General features: G+C 71.4%; 16 protein-coding genes. 13 read left to right on the top strand and 3 right to left on the bottom strand.

All coding sequences use genetic code 11. The features are described from left to right. Nucleotides 1-2 precede the first annotated feature (2 nt). The 3 genes from nusB (at nt 3) to AWC30_RS01935 (ending at nt 4,400) form a co-directional block, all read left to right on the top strand. On the top strand, nt 3-524 hold the full coding sequence (gene nusB, locus AWC30_RS01925; protein WP_085108081.1) for a transcription antitermination factor NusB: 522 nt from the start codon (nt 3-5) through the stop codon (nt 522-524). Between the two features lie 133 nt (nt 525-657). Then, nucleotides 658-3,393: an aminotransferase class I/II-fold pyridoxal phosphate-dependent enzyme gene (locus AWC30_RS01930; protein ID WP_085108085.1), complete on the top strand. Its 2,736-nt coding sequence runs from the start codon at nt 658-660 to the stop codon at nt 3,391-3,393. After that, nucleotides 3,390-4,400 (top strand): phosphotransferase family protein, encoded by a 1,011-nt coding sequence (locus AWC30_RS01935; RefSeq protein ID WP_085108088.1) that lies wholly within the window; start codon nt 3,390-3,392, stop codon nt 4,398-4,400. Before AWC30_RS01930 ends, AWC30_RS01935 begins: the two co-directional genes overlap by 4 nt. An 18-nt stretch (nt 4,401-4,418) precedes the next feature. On the opposite strand, the gene AWC30_RS01940 is transcribed toward AWC30_RS01935, so the two are convergent. After that, the gene (locus AWC30_RS01940) at nt 4,419-4,832 is read right to left on the bottom strand and encodes a DoxX family protein (protein WP_085108620.1); all 414 of its coding nucleotides are present in this window, start codon (nt 4,830-4,832) and stop codon (nt 4,419-4,421) included. Nucleotides 4,833-4,927: 95 nt separating this feature from the next. On the opposite strand from AWC30_RS01940, the gene AWC30_RS01945 reads away from it, so the two are divergent. From AWC30_RS01945 to AWC30_RS01960, 4 genes are read left to right on the top strand one after another with little or no spacing between them, the layout of a single operon-like run. Continuing rightward, on the top strand, nt 4,928-5,584 hold the full coding sequence (locus AWC30_RS01945) for a class I SAM-dependent methyltransferase (RefSeq protein ID WP_085108091.1): 657 nt from the start codon (nt 4,928-4,930) through the stop codon (nt 5,582-5,584). 47 nt (nt 5,585-5,631) lie between these two features. Then, nucleotides 5,632-6,198, top strand: a complete 567-nt coding sequence (locus AWC30_RS01950; RefSeq protein ID WP_085108094.1) for a TetR/AcrR family transcriptional regulator — start codon at nt 5,632-5,634, stop codon at nt 6,196-6,198. A 39-nt stretch (nt 6,199-6,237) separates the two neighbouring features. Then, nucleotides 6,238-7,416, top strand: coding sequence for an acyl-CoA dehydrogenase family protein (locus AWC30_RS01955; RefSeq protein ID WP_085108097.1), 1,179 nt, complete (start codon nt 6,238-6,240; stop codon nt 7,414-7,416). An 11-nt stretch (nt 7,417-7,427) separates the two neighbouring features. Then, complete coding sequence (locus AWC30_RS01960) at nt 7,428-8,069, top strand: NAD(P)H-dependent oxidoreductase (RefSeq protein ID WP_085108100.1); 642 nt, start codon at nt 7,428-7,430, stop codon at nt 8,067-8,069. On the opposite strand, the gene AWC30_RS01965 is transcribed toward AWC30_RS01960, so the two are convergent. After that, complete coding sequence (locus AWC30_RS01965; RefSeq protein WP_085108104.1) at nt 8,066-9,271, bottom strand: serine hydrolase domain-containing protein; 1,206 nt, start codon at nt 9,269-9,271, stop codon at nt 8,066-8,068. The two genes, AWC30_RS01960 and AWC30_RS01965, sit on opposite strands and share 4 nt — an antisense overlap. Next, nucleotides 9,268-9,918 carry a class I SAM-dependent methyltransferase gene (locus AWC30_RS01970; RefSeq protein ID WP_085108107.1) on the bottom strand — a complete coding sequence of 217 codons (651 nt, stop codon included), beginning with the start codon at nt 9,916-9,918 and terminating at the stop codon, nt 9,268-9,270. The genes AWC30_RS01965 and AWC30_RS01970 overlap by 4 nt, the downstream gene beginning before the upstream one ends. A gap of 105 nt (nt 9,919-10,023) precedes the next feature. Between AWC30_RS01970 and pyrR the strand changes: the two genes are divergently transcribed. The 6 genes from pyrR to carB are packed head-to-tail and all read left to right on the top strand — an operon-like array spanning nt 10,024 to nt 17,824. Further along, nucleotides 10,024-10,611 (top strand): bifunctional pyr operon transcriptional regulator/uracil phosphoribosyltransferase PyrR, encoded by a 588-nt coding sequence (gene pyrR, locus AWC30_RS01975; RefSeq protein WP_085108110.1) that lies wholly within the window; start codon nt 10,024-10,026, stop codon nt 10,609-10,611. After that, nucleotides 10,608-11,567 (top strand): aspartate carbamoyltransferase catalytic subunit, encoded by a 960-nt coding sequence (locus tag AWC30_RS01980; protein ID WP_085108113.1) that lies wholly within the window; start codon nt 10,608-10,610, stop codon nt 11,565-11,567. The genes pyrR and AWC30_RS01980 overlap by 4 nt, the downstream gene beginning before the upstream one ends. Beyond that, entirely contained in the window at nt 11,564-12,856 is a 1,293-nt protein-coding gene (locus AWC30_RS01985) for a dihydroorotase (RefSeq protein ID WP_085108116.1), read from the top strand. Before AWC30_RS01980 ends, AWC30_RS01985 begins: the two co-directional genes overlap by 4 nt. Then, nucleotides 12,853-13,365: a PH-like domain-containing protein gene (locus tag AWC30_RS01990; protein ID WP_085108119.1), complete on the top strand. Its 513-nt coding sequence runs from the start codon at nt 12,853-12,855 to the stop codon at nt 13,363-13,365. Before AWC30_RS01985 ends, AWC30_RS01990 begins: the two co-directional genes overlap by 4 nt. Further along, nucleotides 13,362-14,483: a glutamine-hydrolyzing carbamoyl-phosphate synthase small subunit gene (gene carA, locus AWC30_RS01995; protein ID WP_085108122.1), complete on the top strand. Its 1,122-nt coding sequence runs from the start codon at nt 13,362-13,364 to the stop codon at nt 14,481-14,483. The genes AWC30_RS01990 and carA overlap by 4 nt, the downstream gene beginning before the upstream one ends. Continuing rightward, entirely contained in the window at nt 14,483-17,824 is a 3,342-nt protein-coding gene (carB, locus tag AWC30_RS02000; protein ID WP_085108125.1) for a carbamoyl-phosphate synthase large subunit, read from the top strand. The genes carA and carB overlap by 1 nt, the downstream gene beginning before the upstream one ends. The last annotated feature ends 1 nt before the right edge of the window (nt 17,825 follow it).

Here is a 17,825-nt window from a genome sequence, read left to right on the forward strand (position 1 = left end):
CGATGCCTGACGGCAAACCGGTGCGGGGCCGTCACCAGGCCCGCAAACGCGCCGTGGACCTGCTCTTCGAGGCCGAGGCGCGTGGGGTGAGCCCGGCCGCGGCCGCCGACGCCCGCCGCGAGCTGGCCGCGGCGAACCCCGACGTCAGCCCACCGCACCCGTACACGGTCACGGTGGCGCACGGGGTCACCGAGCACGGCCCGCACATCGACGACCTGATCAGCTCGCATCTGCAGGGCTGGCTGCTGGAACGGCTGCCCGCGGTGGACCGGGCGATCCTGCGGGTGGCGGTGTGGGAGCTGCTGCACGCCGAGGACGTGCCCGAGCCGGTCGCGGTCGACGAGGCCGTCGAGCTGGCCAAGAAACTGTCCACCGACGACTCGCCGGGCTTCGTCAACGGCGTGCTGGGACAGGTGATGCTGGTGACCCCGCAGATCCGCGCCGCCGCCGAGGCGGTTCGCCGGCCGGGCCCCGCCGGCGACGAGGGACCCGACGCACCGCCGAAAGCCACGCCCCAGCCGTGATCGCCGACTTCCGCACCGGGTAGCGGGCCCGGTCACCCGCGCGCCGTGCGGGGAACGCCAAACCCGCCCATCCGGTGCGAGGACACGGGACAATGTCGGCCGTGGCCTCCATATTCGAACCGCGGGTACAGGCATGATCGGCGACCGGGAACGGCCCCGGCGACTTCGGGTGTCGGCACTGGCCGCAGTGGCCAACCCGTCGTACTCGCGGGTGGACACCTGGAACCTGCTCGACGACGCCTGCCGGCAGCTGGCCGAGGTCAACCGGGCCCGCCGGGACATCACCCACCACGCCAACCGGGTGAAACGGCTGCTGGACCGCATCGGCGCCTACGAGCGCTACTGGCTGTACCCCGGGGCGGCGAACCTGGCGAAGTTCCGCCGCTACCTCGAGGAGAACAAGACCATCCGGCTCACCGACGAGGTCTCGCTGGCGGTGCGACTGCTGTCGGAGTACGGCGACCGCGCCGCCCTGTTCGACACCACCGTCCCGCTGGCCGAACAGGAACTGGTGGCGCAGACCAAGCAGCAGCAGTTCTACACCGTGGTACTCGGCGACGACTACTCACCGGACGCACCGGAGAGCCTCGCGGGCAGCCTGCGCGCCCTGCACGACCCCGCCGACGACATCCGGTTCGAACTGCTGGTGATGACCAGCATCGAAGACGTCATCACGGCGGTCGCCCTCAACGGCGAGATCCAGGCCGCCATCATCCGCCACGATCTGCCGTTGCGGTCCCGCGACCGGCTGCCGTTGATGACCGCACTGCTGGGCGCCAACGACGACGCGGTGGCCGCCGACTGCACCCACGACGCGTTCGAATGCGCCGAATGGATCCGCGAACTTCGCCCGCACATCGACCGCTACCTGCTCACCGACGAATCGATCGCCGCGGATACCACCGTCGAACCCGACGTCTACGACCGCACCTTCTACCGGCTCAACGACGTGACCGACCTGCACTCCACGGTGCTCGCCGGGATCCGCAAGCGGTTCGCCACCCCGTTCTTCGACGCGCTGCGCAGCTACGCTGAGGAGCCGGTCGGCCAGTTCCACGCCCTGCCGGTGGCCCGCGGGGCCTCGATCTTCAACTCCAAATCCCTGCAGGATATGGGCGAGTTCTACGGCCGTAACATCTTCATGGCCGAAACCTCCACCACCTCAGGAGGATTGGACTCGCTGCTGGATCCGCAGGGCAACATCCGTGCGGCCATGGACAAGGCGGCGCTGACCTGGAACTCCCACCAGAGCTACTTCGTCACCAACGGCACCTCGACCGCCAACAAGATCGTCGTGCAGGCGCTCACCCGGCCCGGCGACATCGTGCTGATCGACCGCAACTGCCACAAATCCCACCACTACGGGCTGGTGCTGGCCGGGGCCTACCCGCTGTACCTGGACGCCTATCCGCTGGCGCCGTACGCGATCTACGGCGGAGTGTCGCTGCACACCGTGAAGAAGACGCTGCTGGACCTGGAGGCGGCCGGCCAACTCGACCGGGTGCGGATGTTGCTGCTGACCAACTGCACCTTCGACGGCGTGGTCTACAACCCGCTGCGGGTGATGGAGGAAGTGCTCGCGATCAAACCCGACATCTGTTTCCTGTGGGACGAGGCCTGGTACGCCTTCGCCACCGCGGTGCCCTGGTCGCGGCAGCGGACCGCGATGATCGCCGCCGAGCGGCTGGAGAACCGGCTCGCCTCACCCGAGTACGCCGAGGAGTACCGCGCCTGGCGCGACGGGATGAGTGGCTTCGAGCCGGGGGAGGACCGTGCGCACTGGCTGACCCAGCGGCTGCTGCCCGACCCGGACAAGGCCCGGGTGCGGGTGTACGCCACCCACTCCACCCACAAGTCGCTGTCAGCGCTGCGGCAGGCGTCGATGATCCACGTCCGCGACCAGGATTTCGGCGGGCACCGCGACTCGTTCGCCGAGGCGTTCCTGACCCACACCTCCACCTCCCCGAACCAGCAGCTGCTGGCCTCGCTGGACCTGGCCCGCCGCCAGGTGGACCTGGAGGGCTTTCAGATGGTCCGCGGGGTCTACGACATGGCGCTGGTGTTCCGGTACCGCATCCGCCGGGACCCGTTGATCAGTAAATGGTTCCGCATCCTCGACGAATTCGACCTGGTGCCCGAGGAATTCCGCGCCTCGGCGGTGCAGTCCTACCGGCAGGTGCGTCAGGGCGCGCTGGCCGAATGGAACGAGGCTTGGCGCTCCGATGAATTCGTGCTCGACCCGACCCGGGCGACCCTGTTCGTCGGCAATACCGGGATGACCGGCTACGCGTTCCGGGAGAAGATCCTGATGGAACGCTTCGGCATCCAGATCAACAAGACCTCGATCAACAGCGTGCTGCTGATCTTCACCATCGGCGCCACCTGGTCCAGCGTCCACTACCTGCTCGACGCGCTGCGCCGGGTGGCCATCGACTTCGAACGCGCCGCCGAGCAGGCCGGCGCCGAAGACGCCGCGCTGCACCGCCACCGCGTCGCCGCGATCACCGACGGACTGCCGCCGCTGCCGGACTTCAGCAGCTTCGACGACGCGTTCCGCCCCGAACCGACCGGCGCGTTCGGCGACATGCGCACCGCGTTCTACGCCGGCTACGACGACACCGACCGCGAACACATCCCGCTGGAGAAGGCCGGCGCGGTGCTCGAGTCCGGCCGCCGGCTGGTGTCCACCACGTTCGTCGTGCCCTACCCGCCGGGGTTCCCGGTGCTGGTCCCCGGCCAGACGGTCTCTCCGGAGATCCTGCGGTTCCTGTTGGAACTCGATGTCAAGGAGATCCACGGCTACCACGCCGAACTGGGCCTGTCGGTGTTCACCGAGGACGCGCTGGCGCGGATGACGGCGCACCGGTGAGCGGTGACCCGGTAGGCATCGACTCCGCCGCGGTCACCGACTGGTTTCTGGCCCACATCCCCGGCGTGACAGTGCCGTTGGCGTTCGAGCTGGTGCTCGGCGGGCGCTCCAACCTCACCTACGTGGTCACCGACCGCGCCGGCGGGCGCTGGGTGCTGCGCCGCCCGCCGACCGGCGCCGTGCTGCCCTCGGCGCACAACGTGCTGCGCGAACAGGCGATCCTGTCCGGGCTGGCCGGCAGCGCCGTGCCGGTCCCGGCCGTGGCCGGTCATTGCAGCGACCCGGCGGTGACCGGCGCGGACTTCTACGTGATGGACTTCGTCGACGGGGTCATCCTCAACAGCGACGACGACACCGCCGCCCTGACCGCGTCCGGGCCCGCCGCGTTCTCCGCCGACGTCGTGGCCGTCCTGGTGCACATTCACCGGATCGATTGCGACCGTGCGCCGTTCGCGCAGTGGCGTCGTCCCGGCGGCTACGTCGAACGACAGCTGCGGCGGTGGGGGCAGCAACTGGACCGCATCGAGGCCACCACCGGGGCGCTGCGCGACGTGGCGCGCCGGTTGGGGCGCGACATCCCCGCCGAGCAGAGCGTCGGGCTTGTCCACGGTGACTACCGGCCCGGAAACCTCATCATCGGTCCGGATGGCGGTGTCCGTGCGGTGCTGGACTGGGAACTGTGCACGGTCGGCGACGTGCTCGCCGACCTGGGCTGGCTGGTGGCGATGTGGGACTCACCGCGCCCGGTCGGTTGGGCTCCCGACCCCGCACAGGGTTTCGCCCCGACCGAGCGGATCATCGCCGAATACCAGCGCCGCACCGGCCTGGACATCGGCGACATCGGCTACTACCACGCCTTCGCGCTGTGGCGGCTCGGGTGCATCGCCGAGGGCGTCTACCACCGCTACCGCGACGGCGCGATGGGCGTGCAGGGCGTCTACCTCGACGAGATGGCCGCTCGCCCGGCGATGCTCGCCGAGATGGCCGCCGCCGCACTGCGGGGCTGACCGCGTCGCCGGCGACCGTCAGCCCAGCAGCGGTCCGGTCAGCGTGTAGCCGAGGGTGTCACCGGCCTTGAGCACGAATCCCAGCAGGATGAGCGACGCACCGGCCAGCGAGACGTCCTTGTTGAAGTGGATCTGCTCGGCGGCCCGGGTCTCGGCGTCGTCGGCAGCCCAGAACCGGTGCATGATCACCGCGGTCGGCAGCAGGAACACCAGCAGCATCAGCGCGCCCACATCGGTCCAGACCCCCAGCAGCACCGAGAGCCCGCCGAGAAGCTGCCACACGCCGCTGCCCAGCACAAACAACCGCCCGGGACGCACCCCCATCGACTCCGCGTAGCCGCTCATCGCGGCGGTGTTGGTGAAATGGCCCAGTGCGCCACCGAGGAAGACGGCAGCGAACAGAATGCGCCCGACGAGGATGAGAAGATCCATGGTGACTCCTTTGCCGATACCGCTGTCATCCACTGTCGTCGGTGCGGCCGCATCCCGCAACGTCTTCGTTCGGACCGGAGAGGACACGAGCTGACATGGAATCGACCGACTGGGACCGCGCCTACCGCGGGGACCGGCCGCCCGCCTGGAGCATCGGCGAACCCCAACCGGAACTGGCCGCCCTCCTGGACCGTCCCGGAGCGGTGCGCTCGGAGGTGCTCGACGCCGGCTGCGGTTACGGGGAGTTGACCCTGGCGATCGCCGCCCGGGGCCACACCGTGGTCGGCATGGACGTGTCGGAAACGGCGCTGTCCGCAGCCGTCGCAGCCGCCGAGACACGTGGCTTGACTGCGCAATTCGTGACCGCCGACGTGACCGAACTGACCGGATACGACGGCCGGTTCACCACCATCGTCGACAGCGGCTTGCTGCACGCGCTGCCGGCGGAGCGGCGCGACGACTACCTGGCCGCGATGTCGCGGGCCGCCGCACGCGGTGCGCAGCTGCACGTCCTGGCCTTCGCCGCCGACGCCTTTCCCGCCGCCGGTGGCGAAGGCCCGGCCCGGTTCAGCGCGGCGGGGTTGCGCGCCGTCCTCGGGCGGCACTGGCAGGTGGGGGAGATCCGGACCGCATACCTGCAGTCGGCCGCGACCCGCCTGCCCGACGGGTCGGCGCCGCCGGCCGCGGCCACCGACGAGCGCGGCCGGCTGACGATCCCGGGGCTGTTGGCCACCGCCCACAAGCCGGGCTGAGCCCAACCGGCCCCCGGCGTCGCCGGGCATCGCTAGGGTAGGGCGCCATGACCGCCTCGGATGCCGGCGCAACCGGCCGCATGTCGGCGGGCGACTGGGTCCAGGCCGGCTTCCGCATCCTGGCCGAGGACGGCATCAAGGCGTTGACCATCCAGCGGCTGTGCAACCGGCTCGGGGTGACCAAGGGCAGCTTCTATTGGCATTTCGCCGACATGAAGACCTACCGCAGCGCCCTGATCGAGGCCTGGGCCGACTTCCGCGACGAGGACCGCGAGCTCTTCGACCACCTCACCGGATTGCCGCCTCGCCAACGGTTGTCGAAGATGATGACCTCGCTGGTCAGCCCCCGGCACTGGATGCTGGAGCGCGCGATGCGGGAGTGGGCGCGCAGCGACGACGCCGTGGCCGACGCGGTCCGCGGCTCGGACGCCCGCATCGTGGCCGCGGTGCGCCAGGCCTTCCTCGACGACGGGTTCGCCGGCGACGACGCCGACATGCGCGCCAACGCCACCTTCGCCGCGGGTATCGGGTTTTTGCACCTGGCCGGCTCACGGCCCAACCCGCGGGCCGCCGCCCGGCGCGAGGCGTTCCTGGAGCTGATGTTGCGGCGGTGAACCCCACCCCGTACCAAAAGGTATGGTAATGTCCGGAGCGTGACCACGACCACATCCGCGCCGGCCGCCGGGATCGACGACGCCTTCATCACCCGCCTCGGCGAACGGGCCGCCGAGGCCGAACAACTGCGCCGGCTGCCGGCCGACACGATCAGCGACTACCGCAGCTCCGGTCTGCCCGAACTGCTGCTGCCAGCCCGCTACGGCGGTGCGCAGGCGGAGTTCCCCGCGATCCTGGACCCGGTGCGCCGAATGGCGCACGGCTGTGCCTCCAGCGCCTGGACGCTGGGCTTCTACACCCTGCACAACTGGATGCTGGCGCTCTTCGACGAACGCACCCAGGACGAGGTGTTCGCCGACGGCCCGGTGCTCTGCCCGGCGCCGCTGGCCCCGACCGGACGCGCGGTGCCCGACCCGGCCGGCAATGGCGGATACCGGCTCACCGGCCGCTGGTCGTGGGCCACCGGGATCATGGACGCCGACTGGGTCCTGGTCGGGGCGCTCTGCGGCGCCGACGACGCCATCTTCCCCGCGCTGGTGCTGGTGCCCGCCGCCGACATCAGCGTCGCCGACGTCTGGCACACCGCGGGCATGCGCGCCACCGGCTCCAACGACGTCATCGCCGACGACGTCTGGGTGCCGGGCCACCGGCTGGTCAACGTCGTCGACATCTACGGGGGCACCACACCGGGTGCGGCCCTGCACGACGCCGCCGCCTACCGCTGGCCGATGGTGCCCGCGCTCGCCCTGGTCGCCGCGATGCCCGCCCTGGGCTCCGCCGAGCGGGTGACCGACCTGTTCGCCGAACGGCTGAGCAAGCGGGTGATGGCCTACAGCGGTGCCGCACAGAAGGATCAGCCCGCCGCCCAGATCCGGCTCGGCTCGGCCCGGGTGCGGCTGCGAGCCCTGCACGGCCTCCTCGACGACACGGTGGGCTCGATCCAGGGCGCGGTCACCGCCGGTGAGCGGGTCGGTCGCGCCGCCCGCGCCGACGCCCGCGCCGCCGCCGCCCACATCGTCCACGAGTCCCGCGCCGTCGTCGCCGACCTCCTCGAGGCGGCCGGGGCCAGCGTGCACTTCCTGGACAACCCGCTGCAACGCGCCAAACGCGACGTCGACATCATCTGCGGGCACGTCGTCTTCGACTACGACGTCAGCCGGGAACTCGCCGGCGCTCTGGAGGTCGGCGTGAAGATCTCACCGATCTCGATGATCTGAGGACGGCCGCGATGCGGACCCTGTGGGTGGAAGGCAGCCCCAAGCAACACGATTCGCTGTCCTCGGCGCTGGCCGAGGAGTTCCTCGCCGCGGCACCGGCCGCCGCGGTCGGCGAGGTCGAACGGTTCTCGGTCTGGGGCGAGGAGGTGCTGCGGTTCGGCCGGGACGCCGCGATCGCCAAGTTCGCGCCGTTGCTCGGTGAGCGGCGCAGCCCGGAGCAGAAACAGATCTGGACGGCCGTGCTCGGCGAGATCGACCGGGTCCGCGGGTTCGACCGCCTGGTGGTGTCGTCGCCGATGTGGAATTGGCATGTGCCGCACGCGCTGAAAGCATGGATCGACGTCATCGTGCAGCCGATGGCCAGCTTCACCCTCAACGAGCGCGGCGAACACGTCGGCACACTGGGGGAGGGCCGGCCCGCCCAGCTCATCCTGACCCGATCCAGCGCCTACGACGGCACCCACCCCGAACTGCAGGACTTCCAGCGGCCCTACCTGGAGTACGTGTTCAGTCTGCTCGGCTACCGCGTCGAGACCCTCGTCGTCGAACCCACCACCCGCTGGACACCGGAGGAGCGCGCCCGGTTGCGCGAGGACGCACTGGCCACGGCCCGCGGCGCCGGGGCCGCCCTGGAGCCGGTACGGCCCGCCTAGTCGACCAGCGCGCGGTAGGTGCGGGAGACGAACTTCGGTTGCGCGGTTTGTAATTTGGTGACCGCGGTGTTGCCCGCCACCGCCGCGGCGGCCGTCGTGGAGAACACCGGCTGGTTCTGCACCAGATACAGCACGATCAACTCCGCGGACGGATCGGCCTGCCACCACGTCCCGTACGCCCCCGGCCAGCCGAACGTGCCGGGGCCGCCGGGCCCGTACAGCGGGCGTGACCTCTCGGCGTCGGTGACCACCGACAGGTTCAGGCCGAAACCGCGGCCGACCCAAAACGGGGCGCCCAGGAACGGTTCCCGCTTCTGCGCGGCGGTCAGCCGATCGGTGCGCATCGCCTGCACCGAAGCCGCCGACAGCACCCGCTGTCCGTCGATCACTCCGTCGGCCAACAGCATCCGGGCGAACCGCAGATAGTCGTCGGCGGTCGACCACAAGCCGCCGCCGGCGTTGGGGAACGCCGGCGCCGTGATCGGCGGCGGGCCCATCACGTCGTGGCGCAGCCGAAGATCGTCGCCGAGGCTGTACATGGTGGCGGCCCGGCCGCGCTGCGCCGCAGGCACGAAGAACGCGGTGTCGGCCATGCCGAGAGGGCCCAGGATCTGCTCGTCGAGCACCCGGTCGAGCGGCTTGCCCTCGATCCGGGCCAGCAGCACCCCCAGCACGTCGATGGCGTGGCCGTAGGTCAGTCGCTCTCCGGGCTGGTGGGCGAGCGGCAGCTCGGCGAGCGCGGACAGCCAGGCATCCGGGCCGGACCCGAACGGCAGCCGCCGGTAGGCCTTGGCCAGCGGGCCGGTCACCGTGAACCCGTAGGCCAGCCCGGAGCGGTGGGTCATCAGGTCTTCGACGGTGATGGTCCGCTGCGCGGCCACCGTCTTCTCCAACGGGCCGTCGGCGTCGGCCAGCACCCGCATCGTCGCGAACTCCGGAGCCCAGCGGGTGATCGGGTCGCGCAGTGCCAGCTTGCCCGACTCGGCCAGCCGCAACGCCGCGGCGACCGTCACCGGTTTGGTCATCGAGGCGATCCGAAACAGCGTGTCGCGACTCATCGGCAGCCGGGCTTCCACGTCGCGGTAGCCGATCTCGTTGACCTGCAGCACCTTTCCGTGCTGCCACACCAGGGTCAGCGCCCCGGCGAGCAGTCCGGCGTCGCAGGCCTCGAGGATCGGGGCCCGGTTGGGTTCCAGTTTCACCGCGTCGGCACCCGCGTGGCCTGCACCGAGAAGAAGTGCATCTCGCCGCCCCAGCCCTCCCGGTGCACCGCGGTCCGCTCCAGCGACGCCACCTGCCAGCCCGGCCCGTCCCACACCTCGCGCACCTGGGCTTCGGTGAGACCGGGCAGCGGGCGCTCGGCGTCGGGCGGGTTGGCGTCGCTGAAACACGACAGCAGCAGTGTCGCGCCGCTGCGGGTGGCCCGGTGCGCGGCGGCGGCGTAGCGGGGCCGGTCCGCGGGCGCCAGGCAGTGGAACATGCCGCTGTCGACGACGGTGTCGAACGCGTCGGTGTAGCCGGCCAACTCGGTGGCGTCGGCGACGGCGAACCGGACGTCCGCCTGCGCGTCGGCGGCGCGACGCTCGGCGGTGATCAGCGCGGTCGCCGAGATGTCGACCCCGGTCACGGTGAAACCCTGCCGGGCCAGGTAGATGGCGTTGTCGCCGAGCCCGCAGCCGACGTCGAGCACCGCCCCGCGCACCAGGCCCCGCTCGTGCCAGCCGATGACGCTCTCTTTGGGCGCTTTGGTGTCCCACGGCACGGTCGCGGTGCCCGGCACCCCCTCGGCGGGGCTCTCCCCGCGGTAGAACGCGTCGAAATCCAGGCGTGGGAACTGCGGCTCGGTCATCTCACCCAGCCTAGTCGCGGGGTGCTAGGCTGCCGAGTCGTACGACATCCTTTAACGATCCGTCCCGTGAGGCGGAGAAGGAGGTCAGGAATCGGCATGGGCGAAATGGGCGGAGCCCCACCCGACGGCACCGTCGGGCCCGACCGGGAACTGATGACCGCGGCCGACGTGGGCCGCACGGTTTCGCGCATCGCGCATCAGATCATCGAGAAGACCGCCCTGGACGACCCGACCGATTCGGGCCCGCGGGTGGTGCTGCTGGGCATCCCGACCCGCGGCGCGATACTGGCCGGCCGGCTCGCCGACAAGATCAGCGAATTCTGCGGCGTGCAGGTGCCGCACGGCTCACTGGACATCACGCTCTACCGCGACGACCTGATGATCAAGCCGCCCCGCCCGCTGGAGGCCACCTCGATCCCGGCCGGCGGCCTCGACGACGCCCTGGTCATCCTCGTCGACGACGTCCTCTACGCCGGCCGCTCGGTGCGTGCCGCCCTCGACGCGCTGCGCGACCAGGGCCGCCCGGCCGCCGTGCAGCTGGCGGTGCTGGTCGACCGCGGGCACCGCGAACTGCCGATCCGCGCCGACTACGTCGGCAAGAACATCCCCACCGCGCGCAGCGAGAGCGTGCGGGTCCTGCTGCGTGAACACGACGACCGCGACGCGGTGCTGATCTCCCGGGACGCCGCATGAGCCGGCACCTGCTGGCCGCCGGGGACCTCACCCGCGACGAGGCCACCGCGATCCTCGACGACGCCGACCGGTTCGCCGAGGCCCTGCTGGGCCGCGACGTCAAGAAACTGCCGACCCTGCGCGGCCGCACCGTGATCACCATGTTCTACGAGAACTCCACCCGAACCCGGGTCTCCTTCGAGGTGGCAGGCAAGTGGATGAGCGCCGATGTGGTCAACGTCTCGGCCAGCGGCTCCTCGGTCAACAAGGGCGAATCGCTGCGCGACACCGCCCGCACGCTGCGCGCCGCCGGGGCCGACGCCCTGGTGATCCGCCACCCGGCCTCCGGCGCCGCCCAACTGCTCGCCGAGTGGACCGCCGAGGACGGCGCAGGCCCGGCGGTGATCAACGCCGGCGACGGCACCCACGAGCACCCCACCCAGGCGCTGCTGGACGCGCTGACCCTGCGGCAGCGGCTCGGCGGCATCGAGGGCCGGCGGGTGGTGATCGTCGGCGACATCCTGCATTCCCGGGTGGCGCGCTCCAACGTCATGCTGCTGGCCACCCTCGGCGCGGAGGTGGTGCTGGTGGCCCCGCCCACCCTGCTGCCGGTCGGGGTGGCCGACTGGCCGGTCACCGTGGGCTACGACCTGGACGCCGAACTGCCCGCCGCCGACGCCGTGGTGATGCTGCGGGTGCAGGCCGAACGGATGACCGGCGGGTTCTTCCCGTCCCCGCGGGAGTACTCGGTGCGCTACGGGCTGTCCGACCGGCGCGCGGCGCTGCTCGGCGAGCACGCCGTGGTGTTGCACCCCGGACCGATGCTGCGCGGCATGGAGATCACCTCCTCGGTGGCCGATTCGTCGCGCTCGGCGGTGCTGCAGCAGGTCGCCAACGGGGTCCAGGTGCGCATGGCGGTGCTGTTCCACCTGCTGATCGGCGCCGGCAGCGCGGAGTCCGCGGCGGTGGGCGCATGAGCGTGCTGATCCGCGGTGTGCGGCCCTACGGTGAGGGCGAACCCGTCGACGTCGCGGCGGCCGACGGCCAGATCACCGAGATCGGCGCCGAGCTGACCGCCCCCGCAGGCGCCGAGGTGATCGAGGCGGCCGGCCAGGTGCTGCTGCCCGGCTTCGTCGACCTGCACACCCACCTGCGCGAACCCGGCCGCGAATACGCCGAGGACATCGAGACCGGCTCGGCCGCCGCCGCCCTCGGCGGCTACACCGCGGTCTTCGCGATGGCCAACACCACCCCGGTCGCCGACTCCCCGGTGGTCACCGACCACGTCTGGGCGCGCGGCCAGCAGGTCGGGCTGGTCGACGTGCACCCGGTCGGCGCGGTCACCGTCGGCCTGGCTGGCACCGAGCTCACCGAGATGGGCATGATGGCCGCCGGCGCCGCCCAGGTGCGGATGTTCTCCGACGACGGGCTCTGCGTCGCCGACCCGCTGGTGATGCGCCGCGCCCTGGAGTACGCCTCCGGGCTGGGGGTGCTCATCGCCCAGCACGCCGAGGAGCCGCGGCTGACCGTCGGCGCCGTCGCCCACGAGGGCCCCACCGCCGCCCGGCTGGGCCTGACCGGCTGGCCCCGCGCCGCCGAGGAGGCGATCGTCGCCCGCGACGCGCTGCTGGCCCGCGACGCCGGCGCCCGCGTGCACATCTGCCACGCCTCCACCGCGGGCACCGTGGAGATCCTGCGCTGGGCCAAGGCGCAGGGCATCGCGATCACCGCCGAGGTCACCCCGCACCACCTGCTGCTCGACGACAGCCGGCTGCGCAGCTACGACGGCATCAACCGGGTCAACCCGCCGCTGCGGGAGGCCGCCGACGCGGCCGCGCTGCGGCAGGCCCTGGCCGACGGGGTGATCGACTGCGTGGCCACCGACCACGCCCCGCACGCCGACCACGAGAAATGCTGCGAGTTCGCCGCCGCCCGCCCCGGCATGCTGGGCCTGCAGACCGCGCTGTCGGTGGTGGCCGCCACCATGGTCGTCCCCGGCCTGCTCGACTGGCGCGGCGTCGCCGCGGTGATGAGCGAGAACCCCGCCCGCATCGTCGGCCTGCCCGATCAGGGCCGGCCGCTGGCGGTCGGCGAGCCGGCCAACCTCACCGTCGTCGACCCGGACGCCAGCTGGACGGTGCGCGGCGCGGCGATGGCCAGCCGCTCGGCCAACACCCCCTACGAAGAGCTGACCCTGCCCGCCACCGTCACCGCGACCCTGCTGCGCGGCCGGATCACCGCCCGGGACGGGGCGATCCCGGCATGAACACCGGCACACTGGTCGGGTCGCTGATCTTCGCGTTCGTGCTGTTGCTGCTGGTCACCTGGCTCATCCAGCTGATGATCCGCGGCTGGCGGCGCCGCGCCCAACGCCAGGCCGACCTGATCGGGGAACTGCCCCCGGTCCCCGACACGGTGGGGCCGGTCCTGGCCGGCCCGCTGCGCGGACTCTACGTCGGCTGCACCCTCAGCCCGCGCTGGCATGACCGGGTCGCCGTCGGCGACCTGGGCTACCGCAGCAAAGCGGTGCTGACCCGCTATCCGGAGGGGATCATGGTGCAGCGCAGCGGCGGCCGCCCGATCTGGATCCCCGCCGACACGGTCCTGGCGGTCCGCACCGAACGCGGCATGGTCGGCAAAGCCGTGCCCACCGCGAACCACGACGGCGGGATCCTGGCCATCCGGTGGCGGCTGCCGTCGGGGACCGAGATCGACACCGGTATCCGCGCCGACGACCGCCGCGAATACGTCCACTGGATCGAGGAGGCCCGATGAGTTCGCCGACCGCGCACCTGGTGCTCGAGGACGGCCGGATCTTCACCGGCGTGCAGTTCGGCGCGACCGGGCAGGCGCTGGGGGAGGCGGTGTTCAACACCGGCATGTCCGGCTACCAGGAGACCCTCACCGACCCCAGCTACCACCGCCAGATCGTGGTGGCCACCGCGCCGCAGATCGGCAACACCGGCTGGAACCCGGAGGACAACGAGAGCCGCGACCACCGCATCTGGGTAGCCGGTTACGCGGTGCGCGACCCCTCACCGCGGGTGTCGAACTGGCGGGCCACCGCCACCCTGGCCGACGAACTGACCGCCCAGCGGATCGTCGGCATCGCCGGCATCGACACCCGGGCCGTGGTGCGCCACCTGCGCAGCCGCGGCTCGATGAAGGCCGGGGTGTTCTCCGGGGCCGCGCTGGCCGGCACCGACGAACTGCTCGAGCGGGTGCGCAGCCAGCCCGCCATGCTCGGCGCCGACCTGGTCGGCGAGGTCAGCACCGCTCAGCCCTACACCATCGAGCCCGACGGGTCGCCCCGGTTCACCGTCGCCCAGCTCGACCTCGGGGTGAAGACCAGCACCCAGGCCAACTTCCTGCGCCGCGGTATCCGCAGCCACGTGCTGCCGGTGTCGACCACGTTCGACGAGATCGCCGCGCTGCGCCCCGACGGGGTGTTCCTGTCCAACGGGCCCGGCGACCCGGCGGTCGCCGACCGGGTCGTGGCCGTCACCCGGGAGGTGCTGGGCGCCGGGATCCCGCTGTTCGGGATCTGTTTCGGCAACCAGATCCTGGGCCGGGCCCTGGGCCTGTCCACCTACAAGATGACCTTCGGCCACCACGGCATCAACATCCCGGTCATCGACCACGCCACCGGCCGGGTCGCGGTGACCGCCCACAACCACGGGTTCGCCCTGCAGGGGGAGGCCGGCCAGCGGTTCGACACCGACTTCGGTCCCGCGCAGGTCAGCCACACCTGCGCCAACGACGGTGTGGTGGAAGGGGTTCGGCTGGCCGACGGCCGGGCCTTCTCGGTGCAGTACCACCCCGAGGCGGGTGCGGGCCCGCACGACGCCGAGTTCCTGTTCGACCAGTTCTGCGAGCTGATGGAGGGCCGCTGATGGCGCGTCGCACCGATATCAACCATGTGCTGGTGATCGGCTCCGGCCCGATCGTCATCGGTCAGGCCTGCGAGTTCGACTACTCGGGCACCCAGGCCTGCCGGGTGCTGCGCGCCGAGGGCCTGCAGGTCAGCCTGGTCAACTCCAACCCGGCCACGATCATGACCGACCCGGAGTACGCCGACCACACCTACGTCGAGCCGATCACCCCGGAGTTCGTCGAGCGGGTCATCGCCCAGCAGGCCGAGCGCGGCAACAAGATCGACGCGCTGCTGGCCACCCTGGGCGGCCAGACCGCGCTGAACACCGCGGTGGCGCTGCACGACAACGGCGTGTTGGCCCGCTACGGCGTCGAACTTATCGGCGCGGACTTCGAGGCGATCCAGCGCGGCGAGGACCGGCAGAAGTTCAAGGACATCGTGGCCACCGTCGGCGGGGAGTCGGCCCGCTCGGCGGTCTGCTACACCATGGCCGAGGTCGACGAGGCCATCGCCGACCTCGGGCTGCCGGTGGTGGTGCGGCCGTCGTTCACCATGGGCGGGCTGGGCTCCGGGCTCGCCCACACCCGTGAGGAACTGGCCCGGATGGCCGGCGCCGGCCTGGCCGCCTCGCCGAGCGCCAACGTGCTCATCGAGGAGTCCATCTACGGCTGGAAGGAATACGAACTCGAGCTGATGCGCGACGCCAACGACAACGTGGTCGTCGTCTGTTCGATCGAGAACGTCGACCCGATGGGCGTGCACACCGGCGACTCGGTGACCGTCGCCCCCGCGATGACGCTGACCGACCGGGAGTACCAGGCGATGCGCAACCTGGGCATCGCGATCCTGCGTGAGGTCGGGGTGGCCACCGGCGGCTGCAACATCCAGTTCGCGATCGACCCGGCCGACGGCCGGATGATCGTCATCGAGATGAACCCGCGGGTGTCGCGTTCCAGTGCGCTGGCGTCCAAGGCCACCGGGTTCCCGATCGCCAAGATCGCCGCGAAACTGGCGATCGGCTACACCCTCGACGAGATCGTCAACGACATCACCAAGGAGACCCCGGCCTGCTTCGAACCCACCCTGGACTATGTGGTGGTCAAGGCGCCGCGGTTCGCATTCGAGAAGTTCCCCGGCGCCGACCCGACGCTGACCACCACGATGAAATCCGTCGGTGAGGCGATGTCGTTGGGCCGCAATTTCATCGAGGCGCTCGGCAAGGTGATGCGCTCGCTGGAGACCAGCCGGGCCGGGTTCTGGACCGGCCCCGACCCCGACGGCGACCTCACCGGGGTGTTGGACCGGCTGAAGGTCCCGACCGAAGGCCGGCTCTACGACGTGGAGCTGGCGCTGCGGCTGGGCGGCACGATCGAGCAGGTGGCGAGCGCCTCGGGCGTCGACCCCTGGTTCGTCGCCCAGATCGCCGAGCTGGTGGCGCTGCGCGCGGAGCTGCTGGAGACACCGGTGCTCGACGAGCCGTTGCTGCGGCGGGCCAAGTACAACGGGCTCTCCGACCACCAGATCGCCGCGCTGCGCCCCGAACTGGCCGGCGAGGGCGGGGTGCGCACCCTGCGCCAGCGCCTCGGCGTGCACCCGGTGTTCAAGACCGTCGACACCTGCGCGGCGGAGTTCGAGGCGAAAACGCCCTACCACTACAGCACTTTCGAGCTCGACCCGGCGGCCGAGACCGAGGTCGCCCCGCAGACCGAGAAACCCAAGGTGCTGATCCTGGGCTCCGGCCCCAACCGCATCGGGCAGGGCATCGAGTTCGACTACAGCTGTGTGCACGCCGCCACCACGCTGAGTGCGGCCGGCTTCGAGACCGTGATGATCAACTGCAACCCGGAGACGGTCTCCACCGACTACGACACCGCCGACCGGCTCTACTTCGAGCCGCTGACCTTCGAGGACGTCCTCGAGGTGTACTACGCCGAGCAGCAGTCCGGTGCCGGCGGCCCCGGGGTGGTCGGGGTCATCGTGCAGCTGGGCGGGCAGACCCCGCTGGGCCTGGCCGAGCGGCTCGAGGCCGCCGGAGTGCCCATCGTCGGCACCCCGCCCGCGGCCATCGACCTGGCCGAGGACCGCGGCGCGTTCGGCGAGGTGCTGGCCACCGCCGGGCTGCCCGCCCCGCGGTTCGGCACCGCCACCACCTTCGAGCAGGCCCGCCGCATCGCCGCCGAGATCGGTTACCCGGTGCTGGTGCGCCCGTCCTACGTGCTCGGCGGGCGGGGCATGGAGATCGTCTACGACGAGGAGACGTTGCGCGGCTACATCACCCGTGCCGCACTGCTGTCCCCGGAGCACCCGGTGCTGGTCGACCGGTTCCTCGAGGACGCCATCGAGATCGACGTCGACGCGCTCTGTGACGGCACCGAGGTCTACCTCGGCGGGGTGATGGAGCACATCGAGGAAGCCGGGGTGCACTCCGGGGATTCCGCCTGCGCGCTGCCGCCGGTCACCCTGGGCCGCACCGACGTGGACAAGGTCCGCCGCGCCACCGAGGCCATCGCCCACGGCATCGGGGTGGTCGGGCTGCTCAACGTCCAGTACGCACTGAAAGACGACGTGCTCTACGTGCTGGAGGCCAACCCGCGCGCCAGCCGCACCGTGCCGTTCGTGTCCAAGGCCACCGCGGTCCCGCTGGCCAAGGCGTGCGCCCGGGTGATGCTGGGAGCCTCGATCGCCACGCTGCGCAGCGAGGGCCTGCTCGCCGCCACCGGCGACGGCGCCACCGTCGCCCCGTACGCGCCGATCGCGGTCAAGGAGGCGGTGCTGCCGTTCTACCGGTTCCGCGCCGCCGACGGCTCCGGGGTGGACTCCCTGCTGGGCCCGGAGATGAAGTCCACCGGCGAGGTGATGGGCATCGACCGCGACTTCGGCAGCGCGTTCGCCAAGAGCCAGACCGCCGCCTACGGGTCGCTGCCGGCCACCGGGACCATCTTCGTGTCGGTGGCCAACCGGGACAAGCGCTCGCTGGTCTTCCCGGTCAAACGGCTGGCCGACCTGGGGTTCCGGGTGCTGGCCACCGAGGGCACCGCGGAGATGCTGCGCCGCAACGGGATCCCCTGCGACGAGGTGCGCAAGCACTTCGAGGACCCGCAGCCGGGCCGGCCGTCGATGTCGGCGGTGGACGCGATCCTGGCCGGTGAGGTCGACCTGGTGCTCAACACGCCCTACGGTAACTCCGGGCCGCGCCGGGACGGCTACGAGATCCGCTCGGCGGCGGTGGCGATGAACATCCCGTGCGTCACCACCGTGCAGGGCGCCTCGGCCGCCGTACAGGGCATCGAGGCGGGGATCCGCGGCGACATCGGGGTGCAGTCCCTGCAGGAACTGCACCGGCGGCTGGGGTCGGGGTAGC

The organism is Mycolicibacillus trivialis, from assembly GCF_002102395.1.
Classification (GTDB): Bacteria; Actinomycetota; Actinomycetes; order Mycobacteriales; family Mycobacteriaceae; genus Mycobacterium; species Mycobacterium triviale.

What these genes read in the sequence shown, in the direction of transcription:
- AWC30_RS01945 (WP_085108091.1), top strand. Translation starts at nt 4,928, where the DNA reads ATGGAATCGACCGACTGGGACCGCGCCTACCGCGGGGACCGGCCGCCC.
- AWC30_RS01960 (WP_085108100.1), top strand. Translation starts at nt 7,428, where the DNA reads ATGCGGACCCTGTGGGTGGAAGGCAGCCCCAAGCAACACGATTCGCTG.
- AWC30_RS01970 (WP_085108107.1), bottom strand. Translation starts at nt 9,918, where the DNA reads ATGACCGAGCCGCAGTTCCCACGCCTGGATTTCGACGCGTTCTACCGC.
- AWC30_RS01940 (WP_085108620.1), bottom strand. Translation starts at nt 4,832, where the DNA reads ATGGATCTTCTCATCCTCGTCGGGCGCATTCTGTTCGCTGCCGTCTTC.
- AWC30_RS01980 (WP_085108113.1), top strand. Translation starts at nt 10,608, where the DNA reads ATGAGCCGGCACCTGCTGGCCGCCGGGGACCTCACCCGCGACGAGGCC.
- pyrR (WP_085108110.1), top strand. Translation starts at nt 10,024, where the DNA reads ATGGGCGGAGCCCCACCCGACGGCACCGTCGGGCCCGACCGGGAACTG.
- AWC30_RS01985 (WP_085108116.1), top strand. Translation starts at nt 11,564, where the DNA reads ATGAGCGTGCTGATCCGCGGTGTGCGGCCCTACGGTGAGGGCGAACCC.
- AWC30_RS01950 (WP_085108094.1), top strand. Translation starts at nt 5,632, where the DNA reads ATGACCGCCTCGGATGCCGGCGCAACCGGCCGCATGTCGGCGGGCGAC.
- carA (WP_085108122.1), top strand. Translation starts at nt 13,362, where the DNA reads ATGAGTTCGCCGACCGCGCACCTGGTGCTCGAGGACGGCCGGATCTTC.
- nusB (WP_085108081.1), top strand. Translation starts at nt 3, where the DNA reads ATGCCTGACGGCAAACCGGTGCGGGGCCGTCACCAGGCCCGCAAACGC.
- AWC30_RS01930 (WP_085108085.1), top strand. Translation starts at nt 658, where the DNA reads ATGATCGGCGACCGGGAACGGCCCCGGCGACTTCGGGTGTCGGCACTG.
- carB (WP_085108125.1), top strand. Translation starts at nt 14,483, where the DNA reads ATGGCGCGTCGCACCGATATCAACCATGTGCTGGTGATCGGCTCCGGC.
- AWC30_RS01990 (WP_085108119.1), top strand. Translation starts at nt 12,853, where the DNA reads ATGAACACCGGCACACTGGTCGGGTCGCTGATCTTCGCGTTCGTGCTG.